Here is a 26,738-nt window from a genome sequence, read left to right as displayed (position 1 = left end):
ACGAAGCGCCTTCACGGCGACAGGCGTTCCGCCGCGCGGTCAAGCACGCGCACCACCATCGCAATTGCATGCGGCACCGTCTTGCGCGACACCGCCAGGCGATCGGCGTGTGCAGTGGACGACAGCGCAAGCGCGCCGTTCTGGTAGGTGTAGGCACCGAGCTGGTACATCAGCGGACGGACGTCGGTGGCGGTAGCCGACAGTGCGGGGATGTCGCCCAGCGCCTGCTTCACCAGCACCGGATCGTTGAGCCGCTCGGTGTAGTAGTAATTCTCAACCCAGCCTTCGTAATCGGAATGATTGTTGCCCGATGTGGACCAGGTGTGCTGCGGCACGCTGACGTCGGTGGTGTGCAGAACGAAACCCAGCGTTTGTGCCGTCGGCTGGGCGAGGAACTGCGCGAACCAGTACTGGCCCAGGTTCGAAATCGGCTGGAACGGCATGGCCTGGAAGTCGGCGTACATCGACGCGCTCGACGCGCTGCCGATGCGGTACTTGCTCTCGGTCACACCGTAAGTGTTGTAACGGCTGGTCTCGCCGAACCAGCCCTTCATGCCGCCCGCGCCGTCGTCGAGATGGTCGTTCCACAGCCAGTCAGCGGCCATGTTGTCCACGTCGCCCTTCATCACGCTGCGGTTGTAGTTGTAACCGCCGTAAGGGTTGCCGTGCACATCGCGGCTGTTGGCGTGGTCCTGGAAATGCCAGTACGAGGTGTAGTTGACGATGGCAGCGGTGGTACCCCACAGCGGCGCCTTCACGCAATCGCCGGTGAGCGCGCCGCAGATGTAGGTGTCGGAGAAATCATCGACGTCGTAAGCACCCTGCCCGATGGCAGCGGCGAACGTATCGATGGTGTAGCCCGCCGCCTGCACGCCAGCCAGCAGCTTGTTGTAGTTGGTGATGTCGGGGTTGGCCTTCATGAAGGCCACGGCATCGAGGACGATGCGACGGTGAACCTCCTGCTTGTGGGCCTCGGCGGTGGTGCTGGTGAGCAACAGCGAGGCGGCGCACACAACCGCGGCGGAGTGACGAAGAGCACAGGACAACAGGGACATGACCACGATCTCCTTGTGGATAAGTGCCCGGAATGATGGGCAGCGCTCGTGACGGATCTGCGTCAAATCCCGGCAGAGGCCTCGACCTGTCGAGGGTTCCTCGCTCGCCCTGCCTTGCAGCCGCAAGGCGAACGCAGACAGGCCGCCCGAAGGGCAGCCTGCCGGTGCAGCGTTCATGGATATGGCGCCTTACGGGGGCGCGGCGAATTTCTGCCGACAAGAACGGCGCGCCCGCATCATCCGGATGCTCTAGAACGTAATGCTCCAGCTGTCGATCCTGCCGGTGTCCTGACTGGCATTGTCGTTGACGCGCAGGTTCCAGGTGCCGTTCAACGCTTCGCTGGACAGATCGAAGGTCATCGTCTTGTTGATGTTGTCGGTGCTGGCACCGGTGCGGTTGTGCAGGTTGTAGAGCGTACCGTCGGGCGCGACCAGATCGACCTTCAGATCGCCGATGTAGGTGTGCACGATCGCGACGGTCACCGAGGCATTGGCCGGGCAGTTACCGCTGCGGCCCGCCACCGTGATCGGGCTGTCCACCGTCGCGTTGTCGTTGATCGGGTAGTCGGCGCTGTTGCTGTAGGTCTGCGCGCTGCCCGGCGGCGTGTAACTGCCGGTCAGGCTGAGACCGCTGAAGGCGCTGTAGGCCTTGACCCGCACGTAGTAGGTGCCGGCCGTCGGCACTACGAAGGTGCAGGTCTCGCTATTGCCGCCGAGATACGGACGGCAGTCGTAACTGGTGTCGGTCGGGGCCGCACCGAATTTCACGTACAGGTCCGCGTCGCCGCTGCCGCCGCTGGTCGCGAACTGCAGGTTGGTCGCGCGCGCCGGCACGGTCATCGTGTAGTCCACGGACGTCCCGGCGGCGGCCGACAGATTCGTTACCGGCACGCCGTTGCCGAGCCCGTTGCCGGACGCCACGGTAACCAGCTTGTTGAGCGTATTGGTCGCACCGGCGTTGTCGGTCACCGTCAGGGCGACGGTGTAGGTACCGGCCGCGGCATAGGCGTGGCCGGTGTTGCCGATGTTCGAGGTCGTGCCATCGCCGAAATTCCACAGGCGCGACGCAATGCTGCCATCGGCATCGGTCGAGGTATCGGTGAATGTCGCCGTCAGGCCGCTGACCGTGAAGTCGAAGCTGGCCACCGGGTTGGCATTGCTCGTCTGTGTGCCGACGAAGTTCTGTCCGGCCATGGCGGCGCCATTGACCGTCACTGTGCGACTGACCGGCGCGAAGCTGTAGCCGCCCAGGCTGGGCGTGATCGTGTAGGTACCGTTGCTGAGATTGACCACGGCATAGCTGCCGTTGCTCTTGCTGAGCGAACTGGAGGTGCCATCGCGAACGACGACACCGCGCAGGTTGGCGCCGGTGTTGGTGGTGATGGTGCCGGACACCGCATAGGTCGTCGGCGTGCATTCGTCGGCACTGGCCACAGCCGGCAGCATCAATCCCAGGGCGGGCACGAGCAGGAACGTGTTGAGCTTCATCGTCGAATCCTCAAGGCGAATACGCAACGGCAGGTCTTACGCGCCCAGGGCGGGATCGCTGACGCTCGGCAAACCGGTTTCCACGTGCCCGGCCAGTCGGCGCAGCCAGCCCGCGTCGCTGTCGGAGGTGATGCTCAGGTCGTACCAATGACCGCTGCCCGCGATCGACCACGCATCGAGTAGTTGCGCGCCCGCGGCGAGCGTGTGCGTGCGCGCGGGCTCGGTGCTGTAGCGATTCGGCCGCACGGTGAGCCGGCAGCTCTGCGTGCCTACGTTGCGCAGGACCAGCACCACGCGCCCATCGGCAACGTCGTAGCGCGCCGTGACCTCAGGCTGCGCGTGATCGCCGGTGGCCAGGGCGATGTCGCCCTTGAATTCGCGCAGGAAGCCATTGGGTGCGAACACGCTCAGGTCGTACTTGCCGGCCGTGACCGACACCGCGCTCCAGTAATCGGACAACGACTTGCCCGCTTCGACGGTGTAGAACCACGGCCCGTCCGTGCGGTTGGCGGAATACACGTTGAAGCCCGCGCCGGCGCTGCCGTTGTTGTAGAAGTCCAGCCAATACCGCCCACCCGTCGTCGCACAGACGCGGCCGTTGACGTGCAGGTCATACGGCAGGGCGCGCGCGGAACGCTGACCGGGCTCCTGCCGCGGCATGGTCTGCGTGGTCGGCACGGTCGGCGCACTCAGACGGCAGGTCGCGTCGGCGTCGCCGAGGTTGCCGCTGGTGTCGGGCAACGCCGGCCAGCTCGTGTTCGGCGCAGTGAAGTCGAGCGCCGTGGTGAGATCGCCGCAGACCGCGCGTCGCCACGCGCTGATGTTGGGTTCGGCGACACCGAAGCGCTGTTCGAGGAAGCGCAGCACCGAGGTGTGGTCGAACACCTGCGAGTTCACCCAGCCGCCCTTGCTCCATGGCGAGATCACGAACATTGGCACGCGCACGCCCAGACCGACCGGCACGCCGTTGTAGCTCTCCGTGCTGGTATCCACCGTGCTCAGGCCGAGGCTGGTGGTAAGCGGCGGCAGGTGCGGCGCGGCGTGATCGAAGAAGCCGCCGTTCTCGTCGTAGTTGATGATGAAGACCGTCTTCGACCACACCTCGGGATTGGCGGCAAGGATCGCCAGCAATCGCGCGGTCAGCGATTCGCCATAGGCCGGCGTCGCCGCGGGGTGCTCGCTCATGATGTACGGCGGGACCAGCCACGACACCGCCGGCAGCGTGCCGGCTTCGACATCGCGCTTGAACGCATCGATCAGATATTCGCCACGCGAAGCGGACGCATTCGCCGCGGTCGAACCCGCCACCCACGCACGGCCGCGCTGGTACAGCGGCGACGAGGTGGAGAGGTTGCGGAAGTTCTTGAAGAACGGCAGCGAGTTGTCGCCGTAATTGTCGTACTCCTGATACACCTTCCAGCTCACGCCCGCGCTCTGCAGACGCTCGGCGTAGGTGCTCCAGGTGTAGCCGGTGAACGTCGGATTGTCTTTCGACATATCCGCAGTCCAGTTGCCGTCATCGGCGTTGTTCACCGCCTGCGTGCCGCTGTTGCCCACCGTCAGGCCGCTGGTGCCGGTGAACAGATGCATGCGGTTGGGATTGGTGGGGCCTTGCAGCGAGCAGTAGTACGCGTCGCACACGGTGAACGCGTCGGCCAGCGCGTAATAGAACGGCAGGTCGGCGCGAGTGAAGTAGCCCATGCAGAACGAGCCTTTCGTCTGGATCCACGCGTCGTAGTTCTTCCAGGTCGTGTGCGAACCCTTCCAGTTGTGATCGAGATCCGACAGGCACTGCGCCGAGGTGGCATCGGTGTCGAGATGGAACGGCATCACGTACTGGCTGCTGCCGATGGTCTTGGGTTGCTGCCACACGCTCTTGCCACCGCCCAGCGGAATCGGGCGCGGATCGTCGAAGCCGCGCACGCCGCGCAGCGCGCCCAGGTAATGATCGAACGAGCGGTTCTCCTGCATCAGGATCACCACGTGCTGCACGTCCTGCAGCGTGCCGGTGACGATCGCGGGTTCGACCGCGAGCGCGTCCTGGATCACCTTAGGCAGCAGATGCAGCCCCACGGCACCGCTGGCCGCCATGGCGGAAAACTTCAGGAAATGGCGGCGGTCTTTGGAAACCATCGGAAGCCTCGCGTGCAGGTGGTTTGGCACGCCGGATCCTTGCCAACGCAGGGTGGCGGCGCTGGGGCTGCATGCTCGCTCAGCAATGCGGCACCTGGATGACGCTCGATGTACCGCCGCACCAGGCTGTCCGTGTCCCGCACGGCGTTGTCGCGCTCAGTACAGCGGCGTCCCCGCGGCAGCGTGGTATCGAAGTCTTCCTGATACGGCGACTTCTCGTGCACGTAGTACGGCACACCGCCCACGCTGGTCGATCCGGACCAGCACTTCGGCGTGGCCCGCTCTTCCGGCGCGTGAAACCCAGGTTGCCTGGGTCCGTGTTCTCCATTAGCGTCGCCCGAACCTTGCCGGGCGGTCGACTCCCATGAAGTTTTCCATCGCCAGCCGCCTCTTCGTGGCTGTGCTGCTGTCGGTCATGACGGTGGCGATGCTCGGCCTGGAGGTGGTGCGCTGGCAATTGTTCGCCAGCAGCGTGGAATACGCGCCGCCCGGAAACACCGACAGCTATGACCGGGATCGCGTTCGCAATCTCGCGGCCATGGTGTCCGGGCAGTTCCAGACCCATCACGATTGGTCGTTCCTGCCGTCCGATGTCGCACGCCGCCCGGCCTGGCTGCGTGAAGCGTTACTTCGCCTGCCAACCAAGCCAGGAGCTGCACCGGACGAGCGGCGGTTTTCCTCGAACCTGGGCGACCGCGTCGGCCTGCTCGATCGCGACCGGCATTATCTCGCGGGAGCGGTGGCCAACCGGCTGGTGATTGCGTTCGCTTCAATCGATACGGTCGAGCGCCCGCTCGTCGTCGACGGTCGCACGATCGGGTACCTGATCACGGCGAAATCGCAGAACCCTGCGGACGAGCTGGCGGTGGCCTTCCTGCTCCAGCAGCAGCACAACCTGATGCTGGTTGCGGGCATCAGCGTGCTGTTGAGCGCCCTGGCCGCGGCGGTATTGGCGGCGCACTTCCGACGCCCCATCCAGCGCCTCGTCGCCGGTGCACGCCAGCTCCAGGCTGGCCGCTTCGACGCGCGCGTTGGCGTCCGTCGCAGCGACGAACTGGGCGAGCTGGCCAACAGCTTCGACCATCTCGCGACGCGACTGGCCGACATCGAACGTTCGCGCCGGCAATGGGTTGCAGATACTTCGCACGAGTTGCGTACACCGCTCTCCGTGCTGCGCGGACAGTTGGAAGCACTGCAGGATGGTGTCAGAACCGCCTCGCCGGAGAACGTCGCGATCATGCTGCGACAGGTGCTGTCGCTGACGCGGCGCGTCGACGAACTCTATGAACTGGCGCGCGCCGACAGCGGGCAGATGCGTTACGACCTGACCCCGAACGCCCTCTGGCCGCTGGTCATCGACACCATGGCGAGCTTTTCCGAGAAATTTCGCGCGGCCGGTCTGGTCGTAACCGTCGGAGCACCGCCGCCATGCTCGCTGGTGCTTTGCGATGCCGGGCGGATGCAGCAGGTGGTGACCAACCTGCTTGAGAACTGTGTGCGCTACACCGCAGCGGGTGGATGCATCGAGCTGCGCGGGGAGGTCGTCGACGACGCCCTGCATGTCACGATTGATGATTCGGCCCCTGGCGTTCCTGAATTGGCGCTGGGACGCCTGGGCGAGCGGTTCTTTCGCACGGATTCGTCACGCAGCGATGCGCTTGGTGGCGCTGGATTGGGACTGGCGTTGTGTAGGCAGATTGTTGAGGCGCATGGCGGGCGGCTTGAGTTCGCCACATCCGCTCTCGGCGGCCTGCGGGTCCGGATCGTTCTCGCGTTGGACGACGCGCTGGTAGAAGCGCCATGACCGAAACCATCCTGATCGTCGAAGACGAAGCCGATCTGGCGGCCATCGTGGCCGACTACGTCAATGCTTCGGGTTTCGTAGCGACGATCATGCGTGATGGCAACGAAGCGCTGAGCAGCGTGCGCCGAGCCGCACCGGACCTGATCGTGCTCGACCTGATGCTGCCTGGCCTGGATGGCATCGCGCTATGCCGTGCGGTGCGCGCGTTTTCCGATGTCCCGATCATCATGGCCACCGCCCAGGTCGAGGAGATCGACCGGCTCCTGGGCCTGGAAGTCGGTGCGGACGACTATGTCTGCAAACCCTTCAGCCCACGCGAACTGGTCGCGCGCATCAAAGCCATCCTGCGCCGGCAGCGCAGGCCGGTGGATGGCCAGCCGGATGACAGTCTGCACCTCATCGAGATCGACGAGGCGACGCGGACGGTGCGCCTGCGTCGCCAGCCACTGGAGCTGACGCCGACCGAGTACACGCTGTTCGTCGCCATGGCCAGGCGTCCCGGAACGATCTATTCGCGCGCGCAACTGCTGGACCTGGCGCGGCGTGACAGCCTCGAGGTCAATGACCGTGCGATCGACAGCCATATCAAAAACCTGCGCCGGAAGATCGCGACGGTGACGCCGGAGACCGAAGTCATTCATTCCGTCTACGGCGTGGGCTATCGCGTCGAGGTGTAACGGCCCGGCCGCGGTCGCAGGCGATCCACACACTTTCTCCATATTGCTTGGCCACGCTGGCCTCGTCGGTTACCGACGAATTCCACAGCCAGAGAGACCAAGCAATGGACATCAGCAAGAAGAAGAAAGTGGGCGCCGTCGCTGCCGTCAGCGCCGGGGCAGTGGGCCTGTTGGGGTTCGCGCTGTTCGGTATGCCAGGCCGCGCCCAATCCGAGCCGTCACAGAAGGACATGCGCATCGACAAGGCCATCCGCGAGGAAGCCATCGCGGGCGTGATCGCCAATCTCGAAAAGTCCTATGTTTTTCCCGACAAGGCGGCGGTGCTCACCAAGCAATTGCGCGCCCGGATGCAGCGCGGCGATTACGACACCGTGACCAGTGCGGAAAAGCTGGCCGAGACGCTGACAGCGGACCTGCGGCGCGACAGCCAGGACAAGCACCTGGAAGTCCGGTACTTCGAAAAGGCGGTAGCCCAGCCTTCACCGGAACAGGAGGCGTCCGACGCGGCCGCGGAATTCATCGATGGACAACGCTTCAACTTCGGTTTCAAGCGACTCGAGCGCCTCAACGGCAACATTGCCTATCTGAACCTGCATTCGTTCTCGCGACCGAACGGTGCGAGCGAGCGGATCGCCGCCGCGATGACCTTGTTCGGCGACACCAAGGCCATGGTCATCGACCTGCGCGACTGCTACGGCGGCGATCCGGAAACGGTGATGCTGTTTGCCAGCTATCTGTTCGACCAACCCACCCATCTGAACGACCTGTACTGGCGCGACGAGAACCGGACTGAACAGCGATGGACCACGGCAACCGTGCCGGGCAAGAAGTACGGCAGCACGCGCAAGGTGTATCTGCTTACCAGCAGCGACACGATTTCCGGTTGCGAGGATTTTGCTTATGCGTTGAAGAACGCCGGTCGCGCCACCGTGATCGGCGAGACCACCGGCGGTGGCGCGCATGCAGGCGGTCCGCGTCGTCTGAGCGACCACTTCATGATGTTCGTGCCGTCGGGTCGTCCGATCAATCCGGTGACACACACCGACTGGGAAGGCGTCGGCGTCAAACCCGACATCGCCGCGCCGGCCGAGAAGGCGCTCGAGGTTGCCGAGATTTCAGCGCTGAAGGACCTGATCGCCACTGAGACGGATCAGGACTGGAAGCAACGCTTGCAGTTGCGGCTCGACGAGATCGAATGAGATCTTCGCGCCTCCTTCTCCCCGCAAGCGGGGAAAAGGGAGTCACACCGGCAACTATCGCCCTGACACCATCAGGTCGCCGCCACGGCCTCCGCGCCCTTGGCGTGCGTGCCGGTAGTGAATTGTCAGGCGCCAGACTGAAATACAGGAAGATCAGCGAAGCGCCAAACACCAATATGTTTGTCGGAGTAGATGCCATCGGTATGGTGGCAGCGTTCGTCGACGAGTGCCACAGGCATTGGAAAGTTGAAGGGTGGGCGCTGCATGTTGAGCGGACGCCACTCTCCGGTCTGGATGTCCTGGTTGCTGCGGTCACCCACGAAGGTCGTTGCCGCGAGGTACGTCGCGCCGGTACGACGGAGATTGGCGAGCGCCAGCAGGACATTGGCCTGACTGAGATGTACCAAGGCATCGCGGCAAAGGACAAGGTCGGCAGTTGGCAGGCGCTGACGGACCATGTCACGGCAGAGGAATTGCCGGCGTGGAGAGGACCAGCGTTGCCGGTTTGAGCGGATGAGTGCAGGCACGATGTCGACGCCGATGTAGCGATCTACTGCGTCTGCAAGGGGAGATGTCCAGTTGAAATCGCCACACGGAGCATCGAGCAGGGTTTTGGTGCCGAGGGATCGCAGCAGAGCGATGAGATCCGGGAGGAAATCGGCGGCCCGCTCACGCGTTGAGCCGGGACCGGAGCTCGACTCGCAGTCACCCCAGCTCTTTGCGGCGTGGATAGCGTCGAAGATCCGACGCATCTCACGAGTCTTCTTTGTGAATGATGGTAGTTCGAAGAGAGCCATGCTGGCGCCGCCTGAGTGAAGCCGAGCCGCGGGGCGGCGCGAATGAATTGACCAGCGCCCGAAAGCGCGATCGGAACGGATGTTCGAGCGCCCACGATCGCGGGTCAAGCAACGCACATCGGCGGCATCGCTCACCCATCGATGCGTTCGGCCTAGGGCCAGCCGCGCGGATCGCGGCAGCACCGGCAACACCGATCCGGTCGCGCCGCACCTGCACTTAGCCGTCTTCGTACTCGGCCCGGAGCGGCAATGAGGGAGGGGCACTAGATTGCGCCCGAATAGACGGGCGCGGGTTCATAGGCACAGCGAGTAAGCGTTTGCGCGTCTTCAGCCCAAGCGCCGCATTAGCGCCAGGATGCGCCCTTCCTGTTCGGGCTCGAAGGCCAGACCGAGGTGGTCGATCGCCACGCGCGCCACATGCCCGTGCAGCATGATCGGATCGTCGGAGTCGGCCAGGAAGAACACGCGCAGCGACGCACCGTCGACCGGCGTCCAATCGTCCGGCAGACCCACCCGCGCGCCGCCTGCGGAAATGTCGAAGATCTCCGCGTCATGCCCATGGCCGTTGGGCGTGATCATGACCGCGCCGTGGACTTCGTGACGCGGGGTGTGGCGGTGCTCGGTGTCCATGCGCTCGCTTCCTTGGGGAATCCTTCCCTTCGAACGCCGGGGGCAGGTGGAAGCGGCCGCGGGTTTGCTCCAAGGCCCCGGGCGGTGCCCCGGACGCCGCGGGTCGAGCCCGGTGCGGGCGCCGGTACCAGGCGGAGGCGATCAATACCGAGGGTCCGGGTGGATTCTCATGACCCCATGAAATGAACCTTGAACCTTTCCTTCGATGTGGATTGGCAATATCGGACAACGTACGCGCAGGGTGACTAACGCAACATTGGCCTCCTGATGGCCGGCATCCCCAGTTGCTCCGTGGTCAAAGCAACGCAATGACGCCGCCCCATCGTTCCCGGGCGTGGAAGCCCGTCTTGCCTGACGATTTCTCAAAAAGGAGTTTCGATATGCCGCTACCGTTCCAGCGAATTTCCCGGCTTGGCCTTGGCCTCGCGATGGCTCTCGTGATGGCGCCGCCCGTCCTCGCGGCGCCGGCGGCGGACGCTGCCCAGATCCAGCGCCCGTCCCACCAGTACGCAATCGCCGACTTCGTCAACACCATCGGTGTGACCGGCGCTTCGTTCTCCGCGAATGAGTCGCGCCTGCTGTTCTCGTCGAACAAGTCGGGTGTGTGGAACGCCTACTCGATGCCCGTGACCGGCGGCGAATGGACTGCCGTTACCCGGTCGACCACCGACAACAACTACGCGGTCGCCTATTTCCCCAACGACGACCGCGTGCTGGTCACCCGCGACCAGGGCGGCAATGAACTCAACCATCTGTACGTGATCGGTACCGATGGCAAGGAGCGCGACCTCACTCCCGGCGACAAGCTCAAGGCGACCTTCCACGCCTTCAGCCACGACGGCCATCACTTCTATGTCATCAGCAACGAGCGCGACCCGAAGTTCTTCGACGTCTACCGCTACGACAGCGCCTCGTACGAACGCACGCGCGTGTACGAAAACAAGGACGGCTACGATCCCGGCAGCCTGTCCGCGGATGGCCGCTGGCTGATGCTGGGCAAGCAGGGCGACTCCACCAGCGACTCCAACCTGTTCGTCGCGGATCTCCAGAGCGGCAAGGTGACCAAGGTGTCCGAGCACACCGGCGAAGCCGCATTCGCCGGCCAAGACTTCAGCCCCGACTCGAAGTGGTTGTACTACACGGCGAACGATGCCGGCGAGTTCGCCCAACTGCGTCGGGTGAACCTGTCCACTTGGAAGCATGAGCTGGTAAGCAAGGCCAACTGGGACATCCAGTTCGCCTACTTCTCGCACAACGGCAAGTACCAGGTTACCGGCATCAATTTCGATGGAAGCACGGTGCTGGACGTGGTCGACACCGTTACGCGCAAGCCGCTGGCCATCCGCAACCTGCCGGCCGGCAACCTTTCGGGCGTGAACTTCGCGCGCTCGGAGCGGCGCATGGCCTTCTACGTCAACGGCGATCGTCAGCCCAGCGACCTGTATTCGCTCGAGCTCGGTGGCGAACCCAAGCAGCTGGTGCGCGCGCTCAATCCGGCGATCGATCCGGCCGACCTGGTCGAGACCCGCGTGGTGCGCTTCAAGAGTTTCGACGGGATGCAGATCCCCAACATCCTGTGGAAGCCGCATCAGGCCACCGCCGCGCACAAGGTGCCGGCACTGGTGTTTGTGCATGGCGGCCCCGGCGGACAAACGACGCGCGACTACAGCAGCCTCCTGCAATATCTGGCCAACCATGGGTACGTGGTGCTGGGGATCAACAACCGCGGCAGCAGCGGCCACGGCAAGACCTTCTTCGCCGCCGATGACGGCAAGCACGGCCGCGAGCCGCTGTGGGACACCCTGGCCGCGAAGAAGTACCTGCAGTCGCTCGATTACGTCGACCCCGATCGCATCGGCATCATCGGCGGCAGCTACGGCGGTTACATGACCGTGGCTGCCCTAGCGTTCCACCCGGATGAGTTCAAGGTGGGCGTGGACATCTTCGGCGTGACCAACTGGCTGCGCACACTGGAAAACATCCCGCCGTACTGGGAGAGCATGCGCAAGGCGCTGTACAAGGAGATCGGCGACCCCGCCACCCAGCGCGACTTCCTCATCGCCACTTCGCCGTTGTTCCATGCAGACAAGATCAACAAGCCACTGATGGTGCTACAGGGCGCCAACGACCCACGCGTGCTCAAGGTGGAGTCCGACGAGATCGTGGCAAAGGTGAAGGCGAACGGCGTGCCGGTGGAATACGTGGTCTTCGACGACGAAGGCCACGGCTTTACCAAGAACAAGAACCGCATCGAAGGCTACGGCAAGGTGCTGGAGTTCCTCGACACGCACCTGAAGGGCACGACCGAAAGCACGCAGTAGGCGCGCGTCGGTTCACATGGCACGACAGGAAGGCCCTGCAATGCGGGGCCTTCTTCTTGCGATTGCAGCGCGCTCTGACTCGAAAGGATGGGACAGGATTCAATTGCCACTTCAGCAAATGGACATGCCCCCTTATCTCAGCGGAGTGTTGTCCTTCTCCCCGCTTGCGGGGAGAAGGTGCCCGCAGGGCAGATGAGGGGCGTTTTTCTGCGTAGACGCGTGACGTCCCCTCACCCTGCATCGCTACGCGATGCGGTCCCTCTCCCCGCAAGCGGGGCGAGGGGATCATTCCCGCAATCGAGGCCCCGTCAGTTCAGGCGGCCCTTTATTTTGCGAACCCATTTTCCTCAAATTGAGCCCGACAAATGAAACCCTCCCCCCCCAACAGCTTTCAACCATTCACCGAGTCACGTGTAAGTGCGATTGAGTAGAATGCCCGGCGGTGCGCGGGCAAGTCATCGCCGATCGATCACGTGGGATTCCTTACGTGGTGACAGTCGAGGTGCGCGCACAAACTGAACTCAGGGGAAGGACGGATGCAGGCGATACGGTGGAGTGCACTGGTGTGCGCGTCGGTGGTGTTGGCGGGTTGTCCGCAGAACAAGGACGCTGAAAAGCGCGAGGCTGTGGCGCCGAAGGTGGGCGCTGCCCAGATCACGACGTCGACGTCTCCTACGAATGTCGCAACCTCCGGGGTCACGCTCACGCTCGCCACGCGCCCGGTGTCTGCCGAGATCAACAAGGGCGAGCGGTATGCCGTCACGCTGGTCGGCACTTGGCAGAACACGGGATCAGGCGCGGTCTACCTGCAGGCAAGCGACAGCGCCAACAAGTTCGTTGGGCCGGCGCCCGTGTTGGTCGCCAACCCTTCGACCTACCGCAACCGCCCGGCGCCGACCTCGACGTACCGCATCACTGTGTCGTTTCCGTCAACGGCGGCGGCAGGCTTGTACACCGGCACGCTCACTGTGCGTGCCTGCGCGGATAGTCTGTGCGTACAACCCTATGCGGACACGCCGCACAGCATCGGATATTCGCTCAAGGTGAATGCACTGGGCGAATGGGAGACCCTGCAGCGCACGTCGCGCCACGACGGCTATGTGCCTGTACAGATCACGCCGAGGGGTTATGTTAAGGCGTGGACTTATCAGGCCCCCAACGCATACGTGCTGAGCGACGTCGTGACGGGTGGTGGCAACGTCTATTTCGCGGAGTCGGGATCCAGCTCGGTGTTTGCAAAACGGGCAACTGACGGCGTGACGCAGTGGCGCCGTGTGTTCACAGGAACCAACGGCCCTCGCGTCAGCCCGCCGACCGTAGCGAACGGGGTCGTCTACGTCTCGACGACCGGACACGATGACACCTGGCTGTATGCACTGCGGGCCAGCGATGGGATGCAGTCGTATCAGTCCAAGTTCTTGACGCAGTGGGCCGAGATCCTCAACCCCGCCGTGCGTAATGGGAAAGCGTACGTCAACGCAGGCTATTTCGGAGGCGTGGTGTATGCCTTCAACCTCGCCGGCGGCACCGCCGCATGGAATGCCTCTGGCGGCACGTATGGCAAGAACACGCCGGCGGCCGACGATGACTTCGCTTACGCCTATAACGGCAGCACGCTCAACGTGTTCAATGCCGCCAACGGTTCGCTGTTCACGAGCATCGGACCGAGCCCCAGCGGGGTGCAGACCGACTACAACGGCACGGTAATGCTCGGCTCGACGGATCATGTAATGGCCTACAACGGCACGACCTTCGCGACAACGGAAAAGCGTCAGCTGCTGAACTACTCAGTAGCTGGACAGGCGTTGCGATGGATGTCGATTTCGCTTTACAGCAACTATCCCGCTGTTGCGAAGGGTGTCGTCTATGCGACATCTAACGAGACGCACACGCTCGACGCGCTCGACGAGGCAACGGGACGGTTGCTGTGGTCGTGGAAGCCGCTGGAGCAGTCCTTCGAGTTCATCGGAAACGTGGTCGTTGCCGACGATGTCGTCTTCGTCAGCACCAATACCAGGGTTTATGCGATCGACCTCTTGAGGCAGCGCGACATCTGGTCCGCGCCGACGCCCGGCAGGATATCGATTTCGGCGGATCGGATGCTGTTCGTCTCGTCGCAGGCCTACTTTTACCCTAACTCCCGCATCACTGCGTACCGGCCGAATTGATCGCCGCGGCGCGTGCTTGGCCGGAGTTCCGGCCTGACGCAGGTTGCGAGTGAAATCGCAACTTCAAAGAAGAGTGACCCGGTTCATCTACTGCATCTAGTAAATGGACCTGCCGCCTATCTCTACGGCGTCTAGGTCTGTTCCGCGATGATGCGTGCGCACTCTTGAGCGGCGACGACCTGTACCACCTCGCGAACGCGAACCCACCTCCCTCTCCCGCAAGCGGGGAGAGGGAGTCATTCCGGAACTATCGCCGTGACGCCATCAAGGCGCCGCCACGGCCTCCGCCACCTTCGCTTGCGTTTCGCGACGGACGACGATCTCGGCTCGGTGACGCTCGGCCGGGCCGGTTCGTCCAGATCCCTGACGACCGCGCCGCGCCAGCGACGCCGACTTATCAGATCCGCGGAAGCTTCGGCAGGATCTGCTCCATCAACAGCTTCGCCGTCAGCCGGTGCGGTTGCTGCACGTTGTAGTTGGTGGTGGTGATCACCACGACGACCCGCTCGGCGGGGAAGACCTGCACGGAGTTGCCGCCGCTGCCGTTCATCGCGAACGACTTCCAGACCTTTTCGCCCACCGGGAACTGCATCAGCCACCACAGGTAGCCGTACTCGACGCCGTCGTCGACGCGGGCATGCGCGGTGGTTGAGGCCTGTACCCACGCGTTTGGCACCAGCGTCTTGCCGTCGTGCTTGCCGCCGTCGAGATACAGCTGGCCCAGCGCCAGCAGGTCGCGGCTGCGCAGTCCCAGGCCACCGCCCGCCTGCGGCAGGCCCAGCGGGGAGAACTGCCATTCCGGTTTGTCGATGCCCAGCGGCGCGAACAGCCGGCGTTGCGCGTAGGCATCGAGGCGTTCGCCGACGGCGCCCTGGATGGCCGCACCCAACGCGGTCACGCCGGCGGTGCAGTAACGGAAGTTGCGTCCATACGGCGACTTCGCCGGTGTCGGCATCCAGGCCGGGAAGCCCTGGATCGGCAAGTCGATGTAGAACTTCACCCAGTCCTCGACCAGGTACATGCGCTCTTCGTTGCCGCGCGAGTACTCGTTCTCGTCGTGGCATTCCATCAGCGAGGACATGGTCATGACGTCCTCGAAGGTGATCTTCGCCTTGCGCGGATCGTCGTTTTCGATGGGCTTGGTGTAGTGCAGGTACGGCAGCAACGGAACCTGCGCATTCGGCAGCTTGCCGTCGGCGATGGCCAGGCCCGCCAGTATCCCGGCGACGGTCTTGGTGGCCGAGCGGGTGTTGCGGCGTGCTTCGGCGCCGCCGTCGTCGAAGTAGTGCTCGTAGACGAGCTTGCCATCGCGGGCGATCAGGACGCTGGTGATCTGCTTGAACTCGCCCGCTACCACTGCACGGGTCACGTTGTCGAAGGGCGCCTCCTCGACGGCGGCCGCGGCCACCAACGGCGCCGCCAACAGACACGCCGCGAATACAACTGTTTTGATACGCATGACAAGCTCCAATCGGGAATGCGCGAACCGTAGCAAGCGCGTCGCGCCATGCCTTGTATGTACTGAACCTGCCGCTGACACGTCAGCCCAGCGCGCGATATTGCGCGGGCGTGCAGCGATGCTGACGGCGGAAGGTATGGGTGAAGTGGCTCTGGTCGACGAAGCCGCATGCTGCGGCGATGTCCACCAGCGCGACGCGGCGGTCGTGCAGCAAGGCGATCGCGCGCTCCATGCGGCAGCGGCGCAGGTACTCGCCCGGCGAGCAGCCGTAGCGCCGGCGGAACGCGCGCGCGAGATAAACCGGATGCACGCCGGCGGTATCCGCCAGCTCGGCCAGATCGGGTGTGCGGCGCCACTCGTCGTGGAGTTGCTCGCGTGCGCGTTCGAGCCACATCGGGCCGTCACGTTCGCTCGCGCCAGGTTGCGCTGCGGCATCCAGCAGGAGCTGCAGGCCCGCCTCGATGGCCAGCGGCGATGCGCCGTCCCAGTTGCGCAGCTCGTGCCATAACCGCGTGGCCAGCACCAATGCGGTCGCGGGCAAACGCATCGCGTCCTGCGCCAACTTTCGATGCTCGATCGCCGTGTTCCATGCCGCGGCTGGAATGGAGAGAGTGAAGAAGCGTCCGTCGAGGCCGCGAAAGCAATCGCGGTGCGTCGTCCCTGGTGGGTTGAGCACCAGCGCGCGCGTCGTGCACACCTCGGGCATGCCGCGCGCCGTGCTCAGGTACGAGCCATCCAGCAGGATCAGGAAATGGGCGTCGTCGTGGGTGTGCGTGTGGACGTCGTGCTCTGGCACCGTCGGACGCATTTCAGCCAGCGCGAGATCGCCGACATGGCGCTGCTCGCGGTAATCGCCGTAGAAGGCGCCGTGCCCCAGTCGCGAACTTCGATGCACGTCAGCCGATGCGTAGTTCACTGGGGCAGTCAGGCCGCTGCGCGATTCGAGTGCTGCGGCCCGGAACGCCAACCGAGAAGACGGGCAGGAAGCAACAGCAACGCCTGCAGGAATGCAAACAGCGCCGAGAACGTGATACCGACCAAGCGAAACGGCAGAGCGAGCAGCCATACCACGGGCCACAGCACCAGGGCCAACAGTGCGAGCGGCCAGCACACGACGAAGAGAAGGCACCAGGCAGCGATCGCAAGCAGCGTCTTCATCAGGGTTCTCCGCGGCTGGGCGAGCCGCATGCGGATGGACCGGCGCACGTTGCGGCCTTCGGAAGCCCCAGGCAATCCGCCTGCGACGAACCCGCCCTGGCACCCGACCAAGCCGTGAATACGGCGACAAAGCTCGGTGGAGACGCTTCTGCGATGGGCCAGAGTGAATTGACGCGTCGCACGCTAGGTCACTCTGGCCCCCTTCCTTCGGTTTCGTCCCCATTGTTCGCGGCGCGACATCACCGTTGAGGCTTGAGCACTCCGGTCACCGCCTCTGCAACCTTTTCCGGCGCATCCAGCTGCACCTCATGCGACGCGTTCGGCACGTCGACACGACGGCCGTTGCGCGATGAAGCGATCAGCCGCGTCTGCGTCTGTTCGCGTGCGGCCTGCATCACCTTGCGCACGTCGTCCGGCACGCCGGGGAAATCGTTGGGCGCAATCAGGACGATGACGGGCGTATTGCCATACGACTCATCCGTCGCGACGGGCGCGGCGAAGATCGCGGTGTTGGCGTCGAGCTCGGAACGCAGCGTGCGCCAATACGCGGGCTTGAGCTTGTAGGCGCGCGTGGCGGCGGCGACAGGGACGCTTTGCCACGGCGGCGCAGCGCGCAGGCAGGACGACAGCGGGCCTTCGGCCTTGTCCAGCGTGCCGGCTTCGGCCGCCTTCAGGCAGGCGTCGAGGTAGGCATTGCGTTGCGTACGGCCGATTTCGCCCTGCTCCTTCCATTCTTGCGGGAACAGCGCGTCGGCGCCCTGTTCCGGCGGATCGAGCAGCACCAGCGCGTTCACCCGCTTCGGGTTGAGTTGCGCGTAGCGGCGCACGATGTTGCTGCCGAGCGAGTGCCCCACCAGCACCAGCGGCGTCTTCAACTTGCCTGCCTTGATGAGCGCGGCCAGGTCCGCGACGTCGGCGTCGAGGTTGCGCGGCATCGGGCCTTCGTCGCTGAAGCCGTAGCCTGCGCGGTCGTAGGCGCATACGCGTACGTCGGGCGACCGCAGCGGCTGCACGCGGAACCAGGTAGCGGAGTCGGCATTGCCGCCGGCTTCCAGGAGCACGGTCTTGGGCCCTTTGCCGACGCAGCGCAGGTTCAATGCGCGGCCCGGGGCGATAGTGACGCGCTCGCCGGCTGAGGCGTACGTGTCCGGGGTTTGTTGCGGGGCATCCGGCGCGGCGCGCGCAAGTGCGAACATCGAAGTAGCGGCGAGAAACGCAAGCTTGCGATCGACTTCATCCTGCTCTCCGTGCATGGCGGGAAGCACGTGCGCCAACGTGTCCGGCACACGGCACGGGCAAGCGTATCGCGACTCGCAGAAGAATAACGGCCTTGGGCCCACCTCTTTTTCGGTTGCCTTCAGCAACCGCCCATCTCCTGCGGCGGAGAGGCGTCGTTCTGAACTTGATCTCTTTACCTTTGGAGTAAATCAACCCGGCCCCTTTTACCTCCTGGGTATTGTTGGCGCGGTAGCGACACGCCCGAAGGAAAGTCGACTCACACTGCGGGAGCTCCGCTTGCGGCATTGCCGCTTGCCACTTGCAAAAAAACGGCGGGGCTTTCGCCCCGCCGCTGGATAGCTCACAACACGACCTTATTGCTTGGTCGGCATATTGACCTTGTCGATGCCGTGGATGACGCCGTTACTTGAGTCGATGTCGGCCGAAGTGACCTGAGCGCCGTCGATGCTGACCTTTTCGTCGGTCAACTTGATCGGGGCCGACTGGCCGCCGATGGTCTTGGCGGCTTGCCACTTGCCAATGTCGGCCACGTGCTTGCGGCCGTTGACGACGTGGTAGTTGAGCATCGAAACGAGCTCTTGCTTGTTTTCGGGTTTGAACAGCTCTTCCAGCGCGCCGGCTGGCAGTTTGTCGAACGCGGCGTCCGTCGGGGCAAAGATGGTGAAGGGGCCGGTGCCACGCAGCGTATCGCTGAGGCCGGCGTATTCGATGGCCTTGCCGAAGGTCTTGAAGGACCCATTGGCGGCAGCTGTATCGAGGAGATTCTTGCTGTTGGTGGGAGTAACCAGGGTGTCCATGAGATTGAGTGCCTTTGAGTACGACCCGCAGAGTTGCGGTGTCGCGAGCGGCCGAAGCCATTACCCTGCTGGAAGCAGAGTTGCGAGGCTCAGTGCGAAGGAGAAGAGGTGCCGCGCGGCTGAGTGGCCGTTACGACGTTGCGTCGTAGTGCCAGGCGAGAGTGCGCCCTGGCTTGTTAGTTGGGTGTTATCTGATGAACGCGGTGGTTACCTGGGGTACAAGCGTCAACTCGGCAGATCTCTCGTGCGTTGGCCGGACGAGAACTCCGAGCGCCTCGTTGACGACACGCAACCGCGCGAGGGTCCACACTCAGGTAAATCGAGCTGGAGAATCACCATGGGAATCGAGTGGAGCAATCGGGATAGCGAATTCGAGGGCGCTGAAAAGCACGTCGCCGCCACCTTGGCAGCTGCCCTGATCGCGCGTGGCTTCAACATGCCCGCCGCGTCCAATACCACCATGGCTGCAGCGCAGGCGGTGGATATCTATCGGCGGGTCCTGGGGAAATTGAGAGACGCGGATGTGGAACCCGATGCAGAGTAGAGGTCTGGCCGCCGACAGCAGCAGTGGAAATCGCGCGAACGTCAGCGGTGCGACAGCATGGATGTCGAACTCGCAGAAGAACGTTGATCGGACAGCAACGGCGCATGATGGGCCCTTGCGATGGGCCAGCCCTCATTCTCGGCCGCGGCGATCGCCTGCGCGATGCCCTTGCTGGCTGACTGGGCAATTGGACCGCACGTACTGACGTAACGATGTCGCTTTTCTCGGCTCACGCAGCGGCTCCTGGATCGGTGATGACATCGAGTCAGAATCACCGTACTCCCGGATCCGATACGGGCTGTGAACGACAACAGTCGAAACCGGTGCTGTCCGGCAAACAAGCGCATAGTTCGTGGCTACGACGCAATGTCGTAAAGGCCTCAGCCGCTCTACCCGCCCCTGAGCTCTCCCGATGCCCATCTCCACGACCGGCGGGGCGTAGCCACCCTGCGCGCAGCTGACGGATCAAGGAGCACAAGATGCAACCGCTTCTACTACAGTCAATTCGCGTTCGCCTGCGCCAAGCAGTGCGAATCGAGGCCGCAGACGCGCCTCTCACCACCCAGCCAACAGTTGCGCGTTCCGGCTGGCCGCCCTTGTCCACCACGCCGTTGCTTCGCCGGCGAAGCACCGACGCGCTTCCATGGCTTCCGCGCGGTCCACGCGACGACTGGAAACGGTAGTCAACCAGCCCACGCACGGATTTTTGCCCGCTTTTTCGCCTCGTAGCCGCGGGTTGATACCCGCCCCTACGCACTCGACGATTTCCTGTCGTCGTGCCCCACGGGCCTTCGTGCAGCTCGCCGCACAGGAACAGCACCATGATCATCTCTCTTTATTCCGGCATGGCCTCGTGGGTAGTCGTACCGCAACGAGTGAAGCCGACCCGTGCGACGTTCCTGTTCGGACCACTCATCTTCGAGGGCACGATCCATTCCCATCTCCTGTCTGCGGACATCTGGTCCCGCATCTGGTCCGACTGGGAGCGGCAATCGTTTTCCAGCTTGTCCGAAGACCTCGGGTTGGTATTGCTCGAGGCGAGCCTCAATCGATACGGTAGCTGAGCGGACTGTTCGCATCGCCAGGATTCGCCCTGAGCTGGCAGACGGGCAAGGTTGAAGTCGCCCGCGCCGGCGACATCGCCTACACGCTCGGGTCCTACCAACTGACCGTCAACGACGCCAACGGCAAGCCGATCGTCGACCGCGGCAAGTACGTCACGATCTGGCGCAAGCAGCCCGATGGCGGCTGGAAGTCCATTGTCGACACGTTCAACACCGACCTGCCCATGGAGCCGATGGCGCCAGCGAAACGCCGACCCAGCCCAAGCAGGACGCTGCCAAATAGGGTCGTTGAGCCCGGACAACCGGCCGTCACCCAAGCGGCGACCGCATATGCGCATCCGGCTTGCCGCGCCACTCGATAGTCCTGAAAGCACTCGGAGCCCGTTAGCTCGAAGGACTGCCCACGCTCTGAACGCAAGTTCACTCTGGCGGTTCTTTCTTCTTCTCCGTCGTGCATGGCGCGCGCATGGGAAAAAGCCGGCCTTTATCGAACACCTTCGGTCGCGACACCAGAGCCCAGAGTCGACTCCCCCAATTACTTTTGATCATTTGCCGCAGGTCCTATCTGCGGTCGCATTCTGTTGCCCCATCCCCGTGACAAGGACGTCCGATGATCAGGTCCGTGATGTTGCGCGTCGCCGCTCTGTGGCTGCTGGCGAGCTCGTCCGTATTCGCCGCGGTTCCCGCGCACTACGTCGTGTTCGAACTGGATGCACGCGGGCACGCGGAACCCGTGTTCTACACACAAGTACAGCTCGACGATGCGCGGCGCGACCGACAGCATCCACACCAGGCTGAACGCGGGGTCGAACACATCGTGTACCGCGCTTCGCGCAACGGCGTGAAGAGCGCGATTGCGTACGAAGCACATGTGCCGAACTTTGTCCGCGCCGAGTTCGCACGCGACCCCGACCATGGGCACGGCGAGATCGCGGTGCATCCGTTGATTCGCGATCCGCATCGCGCCTTCGTCGTGCGCGTACCGATTGCGGAGGCCGACGAAATCGAACTGGCCGGCAACATCACCCGGGCCACGCAGCGCATCGACCTGCGCGAGCTAGCGATCCGTGCGCCGCTACTACCGCTGGCCGGAATGATGCGCACCCCGGCCAAGCTTCTGGAAACGGCGCGCGGCAAACCAACCAGCACCGACAATCGACTCGACATCCTCGTGCTCGGCGATGGTTACACGGCGGCCGAACAAACGACGTTCGCAAATCATGTCGCGGCGCTGCAGACCGCGATGTTCGACGTCAGCCCCTACAAGGAATACCGCAGCTTCGTGAACTGGCAAGCCGGCTTTGTCGCCTCACCGCAATCGGGCGCCGATCATCCGCCGTATCAAGCGAGCTGCACGACCACCAGTTGCTGCGCCGACACCGCTGCCCGCAACGATCCGCTGACCGGACAGTTCGTGAGCACCGCCCTGGACGCCGCGTTCTGCACCGCCCAGGTGCATCGCCTGTTGTCTGCCAACTCGACGAAGGTAATGGCTGCGGCTTCGAGCTACCCCAACTGGGACAAGATCATCGTCACCGTGAATGACCCGGTGTACGGCGGCGCCGGCGGCTCGTTTGCGGTCGTGTCGGCGGAACCGCATGCGCCCCTGATCGCGATCCACGAATTCGGCCACAGCTTCCACGGCCTGGCCGACGAGTATGAGACGCCCTACCCCGGCTTTCCCGCCTGCAGCGATATCAGCGGCAACACGCTGTGCGAACCCAACGTCACCAATCAAGGCAATGCCAGTCTGGTGAAATGGCGCAGCTGGTTCACCCCGGGCTTGCCGATTCCGACGCCCGATGGCACGCCCGGCGTGGGCCTGTTCGAAGGTGCGCGCTACTTCAGCACCGGCATGTACCGCTCGGTGGAGAACACCTGCCTGATGCGCGCCCTCGGCACCAGCTTCTGCCCGGTGTGCCGACAGGAGTACGTGCGCATGCTCTACCGCGGCGGCTTCGGCTCGCCGGCCAATGGCATCGATCTGATCGAACCGGGCAGTGAAGCGCCTTCGGCAGGCGCGACCATTTCCTACACACGTGGCATGACGCAGCGCTTCCGCGCCGCGCTGTTGCTACCGTACGAAGGCTCGGTAACGACGCAGTGGTATCTCGACGGCGTCGCGATTCCCGGTGCCACGGCACCGAGCTACGACTTCCGTCAGGACGCATCCACTCCGGCGAACCATACGCTCGAGCTGCGCGTCACCGACCAGACCGCGTTTGTCCAGCCGAGCATGGCAGGCATGCTGCTGGTGCATTCGCGACAGTGGACGATTCGCGTGCGCAGGTGAAGCGGCAATTCGCATCTGCGCGAGCAGGGCAGCAAGCGAAGCAAAGGGGTCGGGTTCACTACAATGAACCTGTTATCAGCTGTGGGCTGTACCGAACGAGCTCAACGCTCATCAGCGAGCGGACGCGTGCGGCAAAGCGTAATGAAGATGCCAGCCGGTGCGCGCGCGCCTCATACCCCGAGAAAGAGTGCGATTGGGTGTTAGCATGCCCGCCGGTACGCGGGTAGCCAACGCCGTCGCTCACGTGGGGTTCCTGACGTAGTGACCGTCGAGGTGCGTGCACAAACTGAACTCAGGGGAAGGACGGATGCAGGCGATACGGTGGAGTGCGCTGGTGTGCGCGTCGGTGGTGTTGGCGGGTTGTCCGCAGAACAAAGACGCCGAAGAACGTGAGGTCGTTGCGCCGAAGGTGAGCGCTGTCCAGATAGCGACGTCGACGTCTCCGTCGAGTGTCGCAACCGGGGTCACGCTCACGCTCGCCACGCGCCCGATGTCCATTGAGATCACCAAGGGCGACCGCTATGCCATCACGCTGGTCGGCACCTGGCAGAACACGGGATCCGGCGCGGTCTACCTGCAGGTGAGCGACAACGCCGGCAAGTTTGTTACGCCGGCGCCCGTGTTGGCGTCGACAGTTTCTACGTATCGCAACCGTCCGTCGTCGAACTCGGCGGCCACTTACCGCATTGAGGCATCGTTGCCGACCACGACCGCGGCCGGCACGCACACCGGCCTGCTCACCGCGCGTGCCTGCGCGGACAGTCTGTGCGTGCAGCCCTACGTTGATACGACGCACAGCATCGGGTACACGCTCAAGGTGAATGCCTTCGGGGAATGGGAAACCCTGCAGCGCACCTCGCGCCATGACGGTTATGTGCCGGTGGAGCTCAAGCCGAGGGGCTACGTGAAGGCATGGAGCTTTCAGCCCCCCAACGGGGGCACGATCAGCGACGTCGTAACCGGCAACGGCAATGTCTATTTCTCGGAGTTGGGGGCCCACTCGGTGTATGCAAAACGGGCGACCGACGGCGTGACTCAGTGGCGTCGTGTGTTCACCGGAATCTACGTCACCCCCGACGTCAGTCCCCCGACCGTGTCGAACGGGGTCGTCTATGTCTCGACGACCGGACAAGGCGACACCTGGTTGTATGCGCTGCGGGCCAGCGATGGCATGCAGTCGTATCAGTCCCAGTTCCAGACGCAGTGGGCCCAGATCCTCAACCCCACTGTTCGTAACGGGAAAGCGTATGTCAACGCAGGCGGGGTCGGAGGCGTGGTATATGCCTACGACCTGGCCGGCGGCGACATCTTGTGGAATGCCACTGGTGGCACGTACGGAAAGAACACGCCGGCGGCCGATGATGACTTCGCCTACGCCCATAACGGCAGCACGCTCAACGTGTTCAATCCCGCCAATGGCTCGCTTTACGCCAGCATCGGACCGCGCTCCGCCGGAGAGTGGGGCGACTACAACGGCACGCCCATGCTGGGGTCCGCGGATCACGTGTTGGCCTACAACGGCACGTCCTACTCGCAGGCGACAGGGCGCCAGTTGCTGGACTACTCCGTCGCCAACAAGGCGGTGCGTTGGACGTCGATCGGGCTTTACAACTACTTTCCCGCGGTTGCGAAGGGCGTCGTCTATGCGACGTCGAACGAGTCGGACACGCTCGATGCGCTCGACGAAGCGAGCGGACAGGTGCTGTGGTCGTGGAAGCCGCGCGAGTCCTCCATCAACTTCATCGGCAATGTGGTCGTGACCGACAATATCGTCCTGGTCAGCACCAACACCCGGATTTATGCCATCGACCTTTTGACGCACCGTGACATCTGGTCCGCGCCGACGCCCGGCACGATGTCGATTTCGGCGGATCGGATGCTGTTCGTCTCGGCGTCGGCCAACTCTTGGCTCCCAGCCCTCATTACCGCGTATCGGCCGAACTGATCACCGCGACACGCTGAGGTGATTCGTTCATGCTGAAACGGGTGAACCGCCTTTCGCAAGCTTTCGACATTCAACATTTCGCGAAGAACCAGGGCCAGAACCGGATGAAGGCAATAGGATGGAGAGCGCTGGCGTGCGCGTCGGTGGTGTTGGCGGGTTGTCCGCAGAACAAGGACGCCGAAGAACGTGAGGTCGTTGCGCCGAAGGTGAGCGCTGTCCAGATAGCGACGTCGACGTCTCCGTCGAGTGTCGCAACCGGGGTCACGCTCACGCTCGCCACGCGCCCGATGTCCGTTGAGATCACCAAGGGCGACCGCTATGCCATCACGCTGGTCGGCACCTGGCAGAACACGGGATCCGGCGCGGTCTACCTGCAGGTGAGCGACAACGCCGGCAAGTTCGTTACGCCGGCGCCCGTGTTGGCATCGACAGTCTCTACGTATCGCAACCGTCCGTCGTCGAACTCGGCGGCCACTTACCGCATTGAGGCATCGTTGCCGACCACGACCGCGGCCGGCACGCACACTGGCCTGCTCACCGCGCGTGCCTGCGCGGACAGTCTGTGCGTGCAGCCCTACGTTGATACGACGCACAGCATCGGGTACACGCTCAAGGTGAATGCCTTCGGGGAATGGGAAACGCTGCAGCGCACCTCGCGCCACGACGGTTATGTGCCGGTGGAACTCAAGCCGAGAAGTTACGTGAGGGCGTGGACCTATCAGCCAACTAGTAACGATGAAACGCTGAGCGATGTCGTTACGGGCAATGGCAATGTCTATTTCTCGGAGAGGGAATCCCACACGGTGTATGCCAAACGGGCGACCGACGGCGTGACGCAGTGGCGTCGTGTGTTCACCCAAAACCAGAACCCCCGCCTCAGCCCCCCTACCGTATCGAATGGGGTCGTCTATGTCTCGACGACCGGATCCTACGACACCTGGTTGTATGCGCTGCGGGCCAGCGATGGCACGCAGTCGTATCTGTCCCAGTTCCAGACGCAGTGGGCCGAGATCCTCAACCCCACCGTCTGCAATGGGCGGGTCTATGTCAACGCAGGCGCGTACTCGGGCGAGGTCTACGCCTACAACCTCGCCGACGGCGCCCCCCTGTGGCAAGCATCGGGCGGCTCGTACGGCAGGAATACGCCGGCGGCCGACGACAACTTCGTCTATGCCTATAGCGGTAGCACGCTCAGCGTCTTCAATGCCACCACTGGTTTGCCACTCGCCAGGATCGGGCCTACGCCTTACGCAACAACGCACAACTATTACGCCACGCCCATGCTCGGCTCCGCGGATCACGTGTTGACCTACGGCGGCACGACCTACGGCCCGATGGAACCGCGCCAGCTGCTGGACTACTCCGTAGCCAACAAGACGGTGCGCTGGATGTCGATCTCGCTTTACAACAACTATCCCGCGGTTGCGAAGGGCGTCGTCTATGCGACGTCCAACGAATGGCATACGCTCGATGCGCTCGACGAGGCAACGGGACGGCTGCTGTGGTCGTGGAAACCGCAAGAGCAGGGCTTCAACTTCATCGGCAATGTGGTCGTGACCGACAATATCGTCCTGGTCAGCACCAACACCCGGATTTATGCCATCGACCTTATGACGCACCGTGACATCTGGTCCGCGCCGACGCCGGGCACGATGTCGATTTCGGCGGATCGGATGCTGTTCGTTTCGATGCCACGCGACGCTTTCCCATACCCAGCTCCCCCCGCCCGCATCACTGCGTACCGGCCGAACTGATCGCCGTACCGCTCGCCAGGCCGAAATAGATTTGAAGCCACGTCAAGGGTCAGGTTCATTTGCCGCATCGGGCATTTGAACCTGACCCATTGTTTTGGGTGAAATCGGGTAGTGAGACGCAGGCCGTGCATAGGGTTGCGCGCACATGCAAGCATGTGCGCACCACTATCGCGATAAGGAGATTGCGTTGAAGGACCAGATCCCATTGCGCAG

The 26,738-nt window shown here is 63.6% G+C and carries 21 protein-coding genes; 11 read left to right on the top strand and 10 right to left on the bottom strand.

The features are described 5' to 3' along the window. Positions 1-11: 11 nt before the first annotated feature. The 3 genes from ACYVGK_RS15635 to ACYVGK_RS15625 form a co-directional block, all read right to left on the bottom strand. On the bottom strand, positions 12-1,055 hold the full coding sequence (locus ACYVGK_RS15635; protein WP_460735361.1) for a hypothetical protein: 1,044 nt from the start codon (positions 1,053-1,055) through the stop codon (positions 12-14). A 249-nt stretch (positions 1,056-1,304) separates the two neighbouring features. Continuing rightward, positions 1,305-2,543, bottom strand: a complete 1,239-nt coding sequence (locus ACYVGK_RS15630) for a proprotein convertase P-domain-containing protein (RefSeq protein ID WP_460735359.1) — start codon at positions 2,541-2,543, stop codon at positions 1,305-1,307. 36 nt (positions 2,544-2,579) lie between these two features. After that, on the bottom strand, positions 2,580-4,676 hold the full coding sequence (locus tag ACYVGK_RS15625; RefSeq protein ID WP_460735357.1) for a phosphocholine-specific phospholipase C: 2,097 nt from the start codon (positions 4,674-4,676) through the stop codon (positions 2,580-2,582). A gap of 400 nt (positions 4,677-5,076) precedes the next feature. Here ACYVGK_RS15625 and ACYVGK_RS15620 point away from each other — a divergent pair, with 400 nt between their 5' ends. The 3 genes from ACYVGK_RS15620 to ACYVGK_RS15610 all read left to right on the top strand — a co-directional run bounded on the left by ACYVGK_RS15620 (position 5,077) and on the right by ACYVGK_RS15610 (position 8,356). Then, the gene (locus ACYVGK_RS15620; protein WP_460735355.1) at positions 5,077-6,480 is read left to right on the top strand and encodes an ATP-binding protein; all 1,404 of its coding nucleotides are present in this window, start codon (positions 5,077-5,079) and stop codon (positions 6,478-6,480) included. Further along, positions 6,477-7,157, top strand: a complete 681-nt coding sequence (locus ACYVGK_RS15615; RefSeq protein ID WP_460735353.1) for a response regulator — start codon at positions 6,477-6,479, stop codon at positions 7,155-7,157. Before ACYVGK_RS15620 ends, ACYVGK_RS15615 begins: the two co-directional genes overlap by 4 nt. A 104-nt stretch (positions 7,158-7,261) precedes the next feature. Beyond that, positions 7,262-8,356, top strand: a complete 1,095-nt coding sequence (locus tag ACYVGK_RS15610) for a S41 family peptidase (protein WP_460735351.1) — start codon at positions 7,262-7,264, stop codon at positions 8,354-8,356. A 125-nt stretch (positions 8,357-8,481) separates the two neighbouring features. On the opposite strand, the gene ACYVGK_RS15605 is transcribed toward ACYVGK_RS15610, so the two are convergent. Further along, on the bottom strand, positions 8,482-9,108 hold the full coding sequence (locus ACYVGK_RS15605) for a class I SAM-dependent methyltransferase (RefSeq protein ID WP_460735349.1): 627 nt from the start codon (positions 9,106-9,108) through the stop codon (positions 8,482-8,484). 372 nt (positions 9,109-9,480) lie between these two features. Continuing rightward, positions 9,481-9,783 carry a PilZ domain-containing protein gene (locus ACYVGK_RS15600; protein WP_460735347.1) on the bottom strand — a complete coding sequence of 101 codons (303 nt, stop codon included), beginning with the start codon at positions 9,781-9,783 and terminating at the stop codon, positions 9,481-9,483. 380 nt (positions 9,784-10,163) lie between these two features. On the opposite strand from ACYVGK_RS15600, the gene ACYVGK_RS15595 reads away from it, so the two are divergent. Beyond that, on the top strand, positions 10,164-12,104 hold the full coding sequence (locus ACYVGK_RS15595) for a S9 family peptidase (protein WP_460735345.1): 1,941 nt from the start codon (positions 10,164-10,166) through the stop codon (positions 12,102-12,104). A 563-nt stretch (positions 12,105-12,667) separates the two neighbouring features. Then, positions 12,668-14,272: an outer membrane protein assembly factor BamB family protein gene (locus tag ACYVGK_RS15590; RefSeq protein WP_460735343.1), complete on the top strand. Its 1,605-nt coding sequence runs from the start codon at positions 12,668-12,670 to the stop codon at positions 14,270-14,272. A gap of 397 nt (positions 14,273-14,669) precedes the next feature. Here ACYVGK_RS15590 and ACYVGK_RS15585 read toward each other — a convergent pair whose 3' ends face one another. From ACYVGK_RS15585 to ACYVGK_RS15565, 5 genes are all read right to left on the bottom strand, one after another. After that, the gene (locus ACYVGK_RS15585) at positions 14,670-15,731 is read right to left on the bottom strand and encodes a serine hydrolase domain-containing protein (RefSeq protein ID WP_460735341.1); all 1,062 of its coding nucleotides are present in this window, start codon (positions 15,729-15,731) and stop codon (positions 14,670-14,672) included. 82 nt (positions 15,732-15,813) lie between these two features. Further along, positions 15,814-16,647 (bottom strand): helix-turn-helix transcriptional regulator, encoded by an 834-nt coding sequence (locus ACYVGK_RS15580; RefSeq protein ID WP_460735339.1) that lies wholly within the window; start codon positions 16,645-16,647, stop codon positions 15,814-15,816. A gap of 8 nt (positions 16,648-16,655) precedes the next feature. After that, a complete protein-coding gene (locus ACYVGK_RS15575) occupies positions 16,656-16,889 on the bottom strand; it encodes a hypothetical protein (protein ID WP_460735336.1) in 234 nt (77 codons plus the stop codon). A 239-nt stretch (positions 16,890-17,128) separates the two neighbouring features. After that, the gene (locus tag ACYVGK_RS15570) at positions 17,129-18,142 is read right to left on the bottom strand and encodes an alpha/beta fold hydrolase (RefSeq protein ID WP_460735333.1); all 1,014 of its coding nucleotides are present in this window, start codon (positions 18,140-18,142) and stop codon (positions 17,129-17,131) included. A 339-nt stretch (positions 18,143-18,481) separates the two neighbouring features. Continuing rightward, entirely contained in the window at positions 18,482-18,925 is a 444-nt protein-coding gene (locus ACYVGK_RS15565; RefSeq protein ID WP_460735332.1) for a fasciclin domain-containing protein, read from the bottom strand. A 337-nt stretch (positions 18,926-19,262) separates the two neighbouring features. Between ACYVGK_RS15565 and ACYVGK_RS15560 the strand changes: the two genes are divergently transcribed. From ACYVGK_RS15560 to ACYVGK_RS15535, 6 genes are all read left to right on the top strand, one after another. Further along, positions 19,263-19,469 (top strand): hypothetical protein, encoded by a 207-nt coding sequence (locus ACYVGK_RS15560; protein ID WP_460735330.1) that lies wholly within the window; start codon positions 19,263-19,265, stop codon positions 19,467-19,469. A gap of 821 nt (positions 19,470-20,290) precedes the next feature. Beyond that, positions 20,291-20,533: a hypothetical protein gene (locus ACYVGK_RS15555; RefSeq protein ID WP_460735328.1), complete on the top strand. Its 243-nt coding sequence runs from the start codon at positions 20,291-20,293 to the stop codon at positions 20,531-20,533. Continuing rightward, positions 20,530-20,895, top strand: coding sequence for a YybH family protein (locus tag ACYVGK_RS15550; protein WP_460735630.1), 366 nt, complete (start codon positions 20,530-20,532; stop codon positions 20,893-20,895). The genes ACYVGK_RS15555 and ACYVGK_RS15550 overlap by 4 nt, the downstream gene beginning before the upstream one ends. A gap of 248 nt (positions 20,896-21,143) precedes the next feature. Further along, a complete protein-coding gene (locus ACYVGK_RS15545) occupies positions 21,144-22,826 on the top strand; it encodes a M64 family metallopeptidase (RefSeq protein WP_460735326.1) in 1,683 nt (560 codons plus the stop codon). Between the two features lie 307 nt (positions 22,827-23,133). Next, positions 23,134-24,771: an outer membrane protein assembly factor BamB family protein gene (locus ACYVGK_RS15540; protein ID WP_460735324.1), complete on the top strand. Its 1,638-nt coding sequence runs from the start codon at positions 23,134-23,136 to the stop codon at positions 24,769-24,771. Between the two features lie 104 nt (positions 24,772-24,875). Continuing rightward, positions 24,876-26,525 carry an outer membrane protein assembly factor BamB family protein gene (locus ACYVGK_RS15535; RefSeq protein WP_460735322.1) on the top strand — a complete coding sequence of 550 codons (1,650 nt, stop codon included), beginning with the start codon at positions 24,876-24,878 and terminating at the stop codon, positions 26,523-26,525. The last annotated feature ends 213 nt before the right edge of the window (positions 26,526-26,738 follow it).

Source organism: Lysobacter tyrosinilyticus (genome assembly GCF_054779815.1).
Note: the sequence above shows the minus strand (reverse complement) of the source record. Positions and strands in the feature narration are given on the sequence as shown.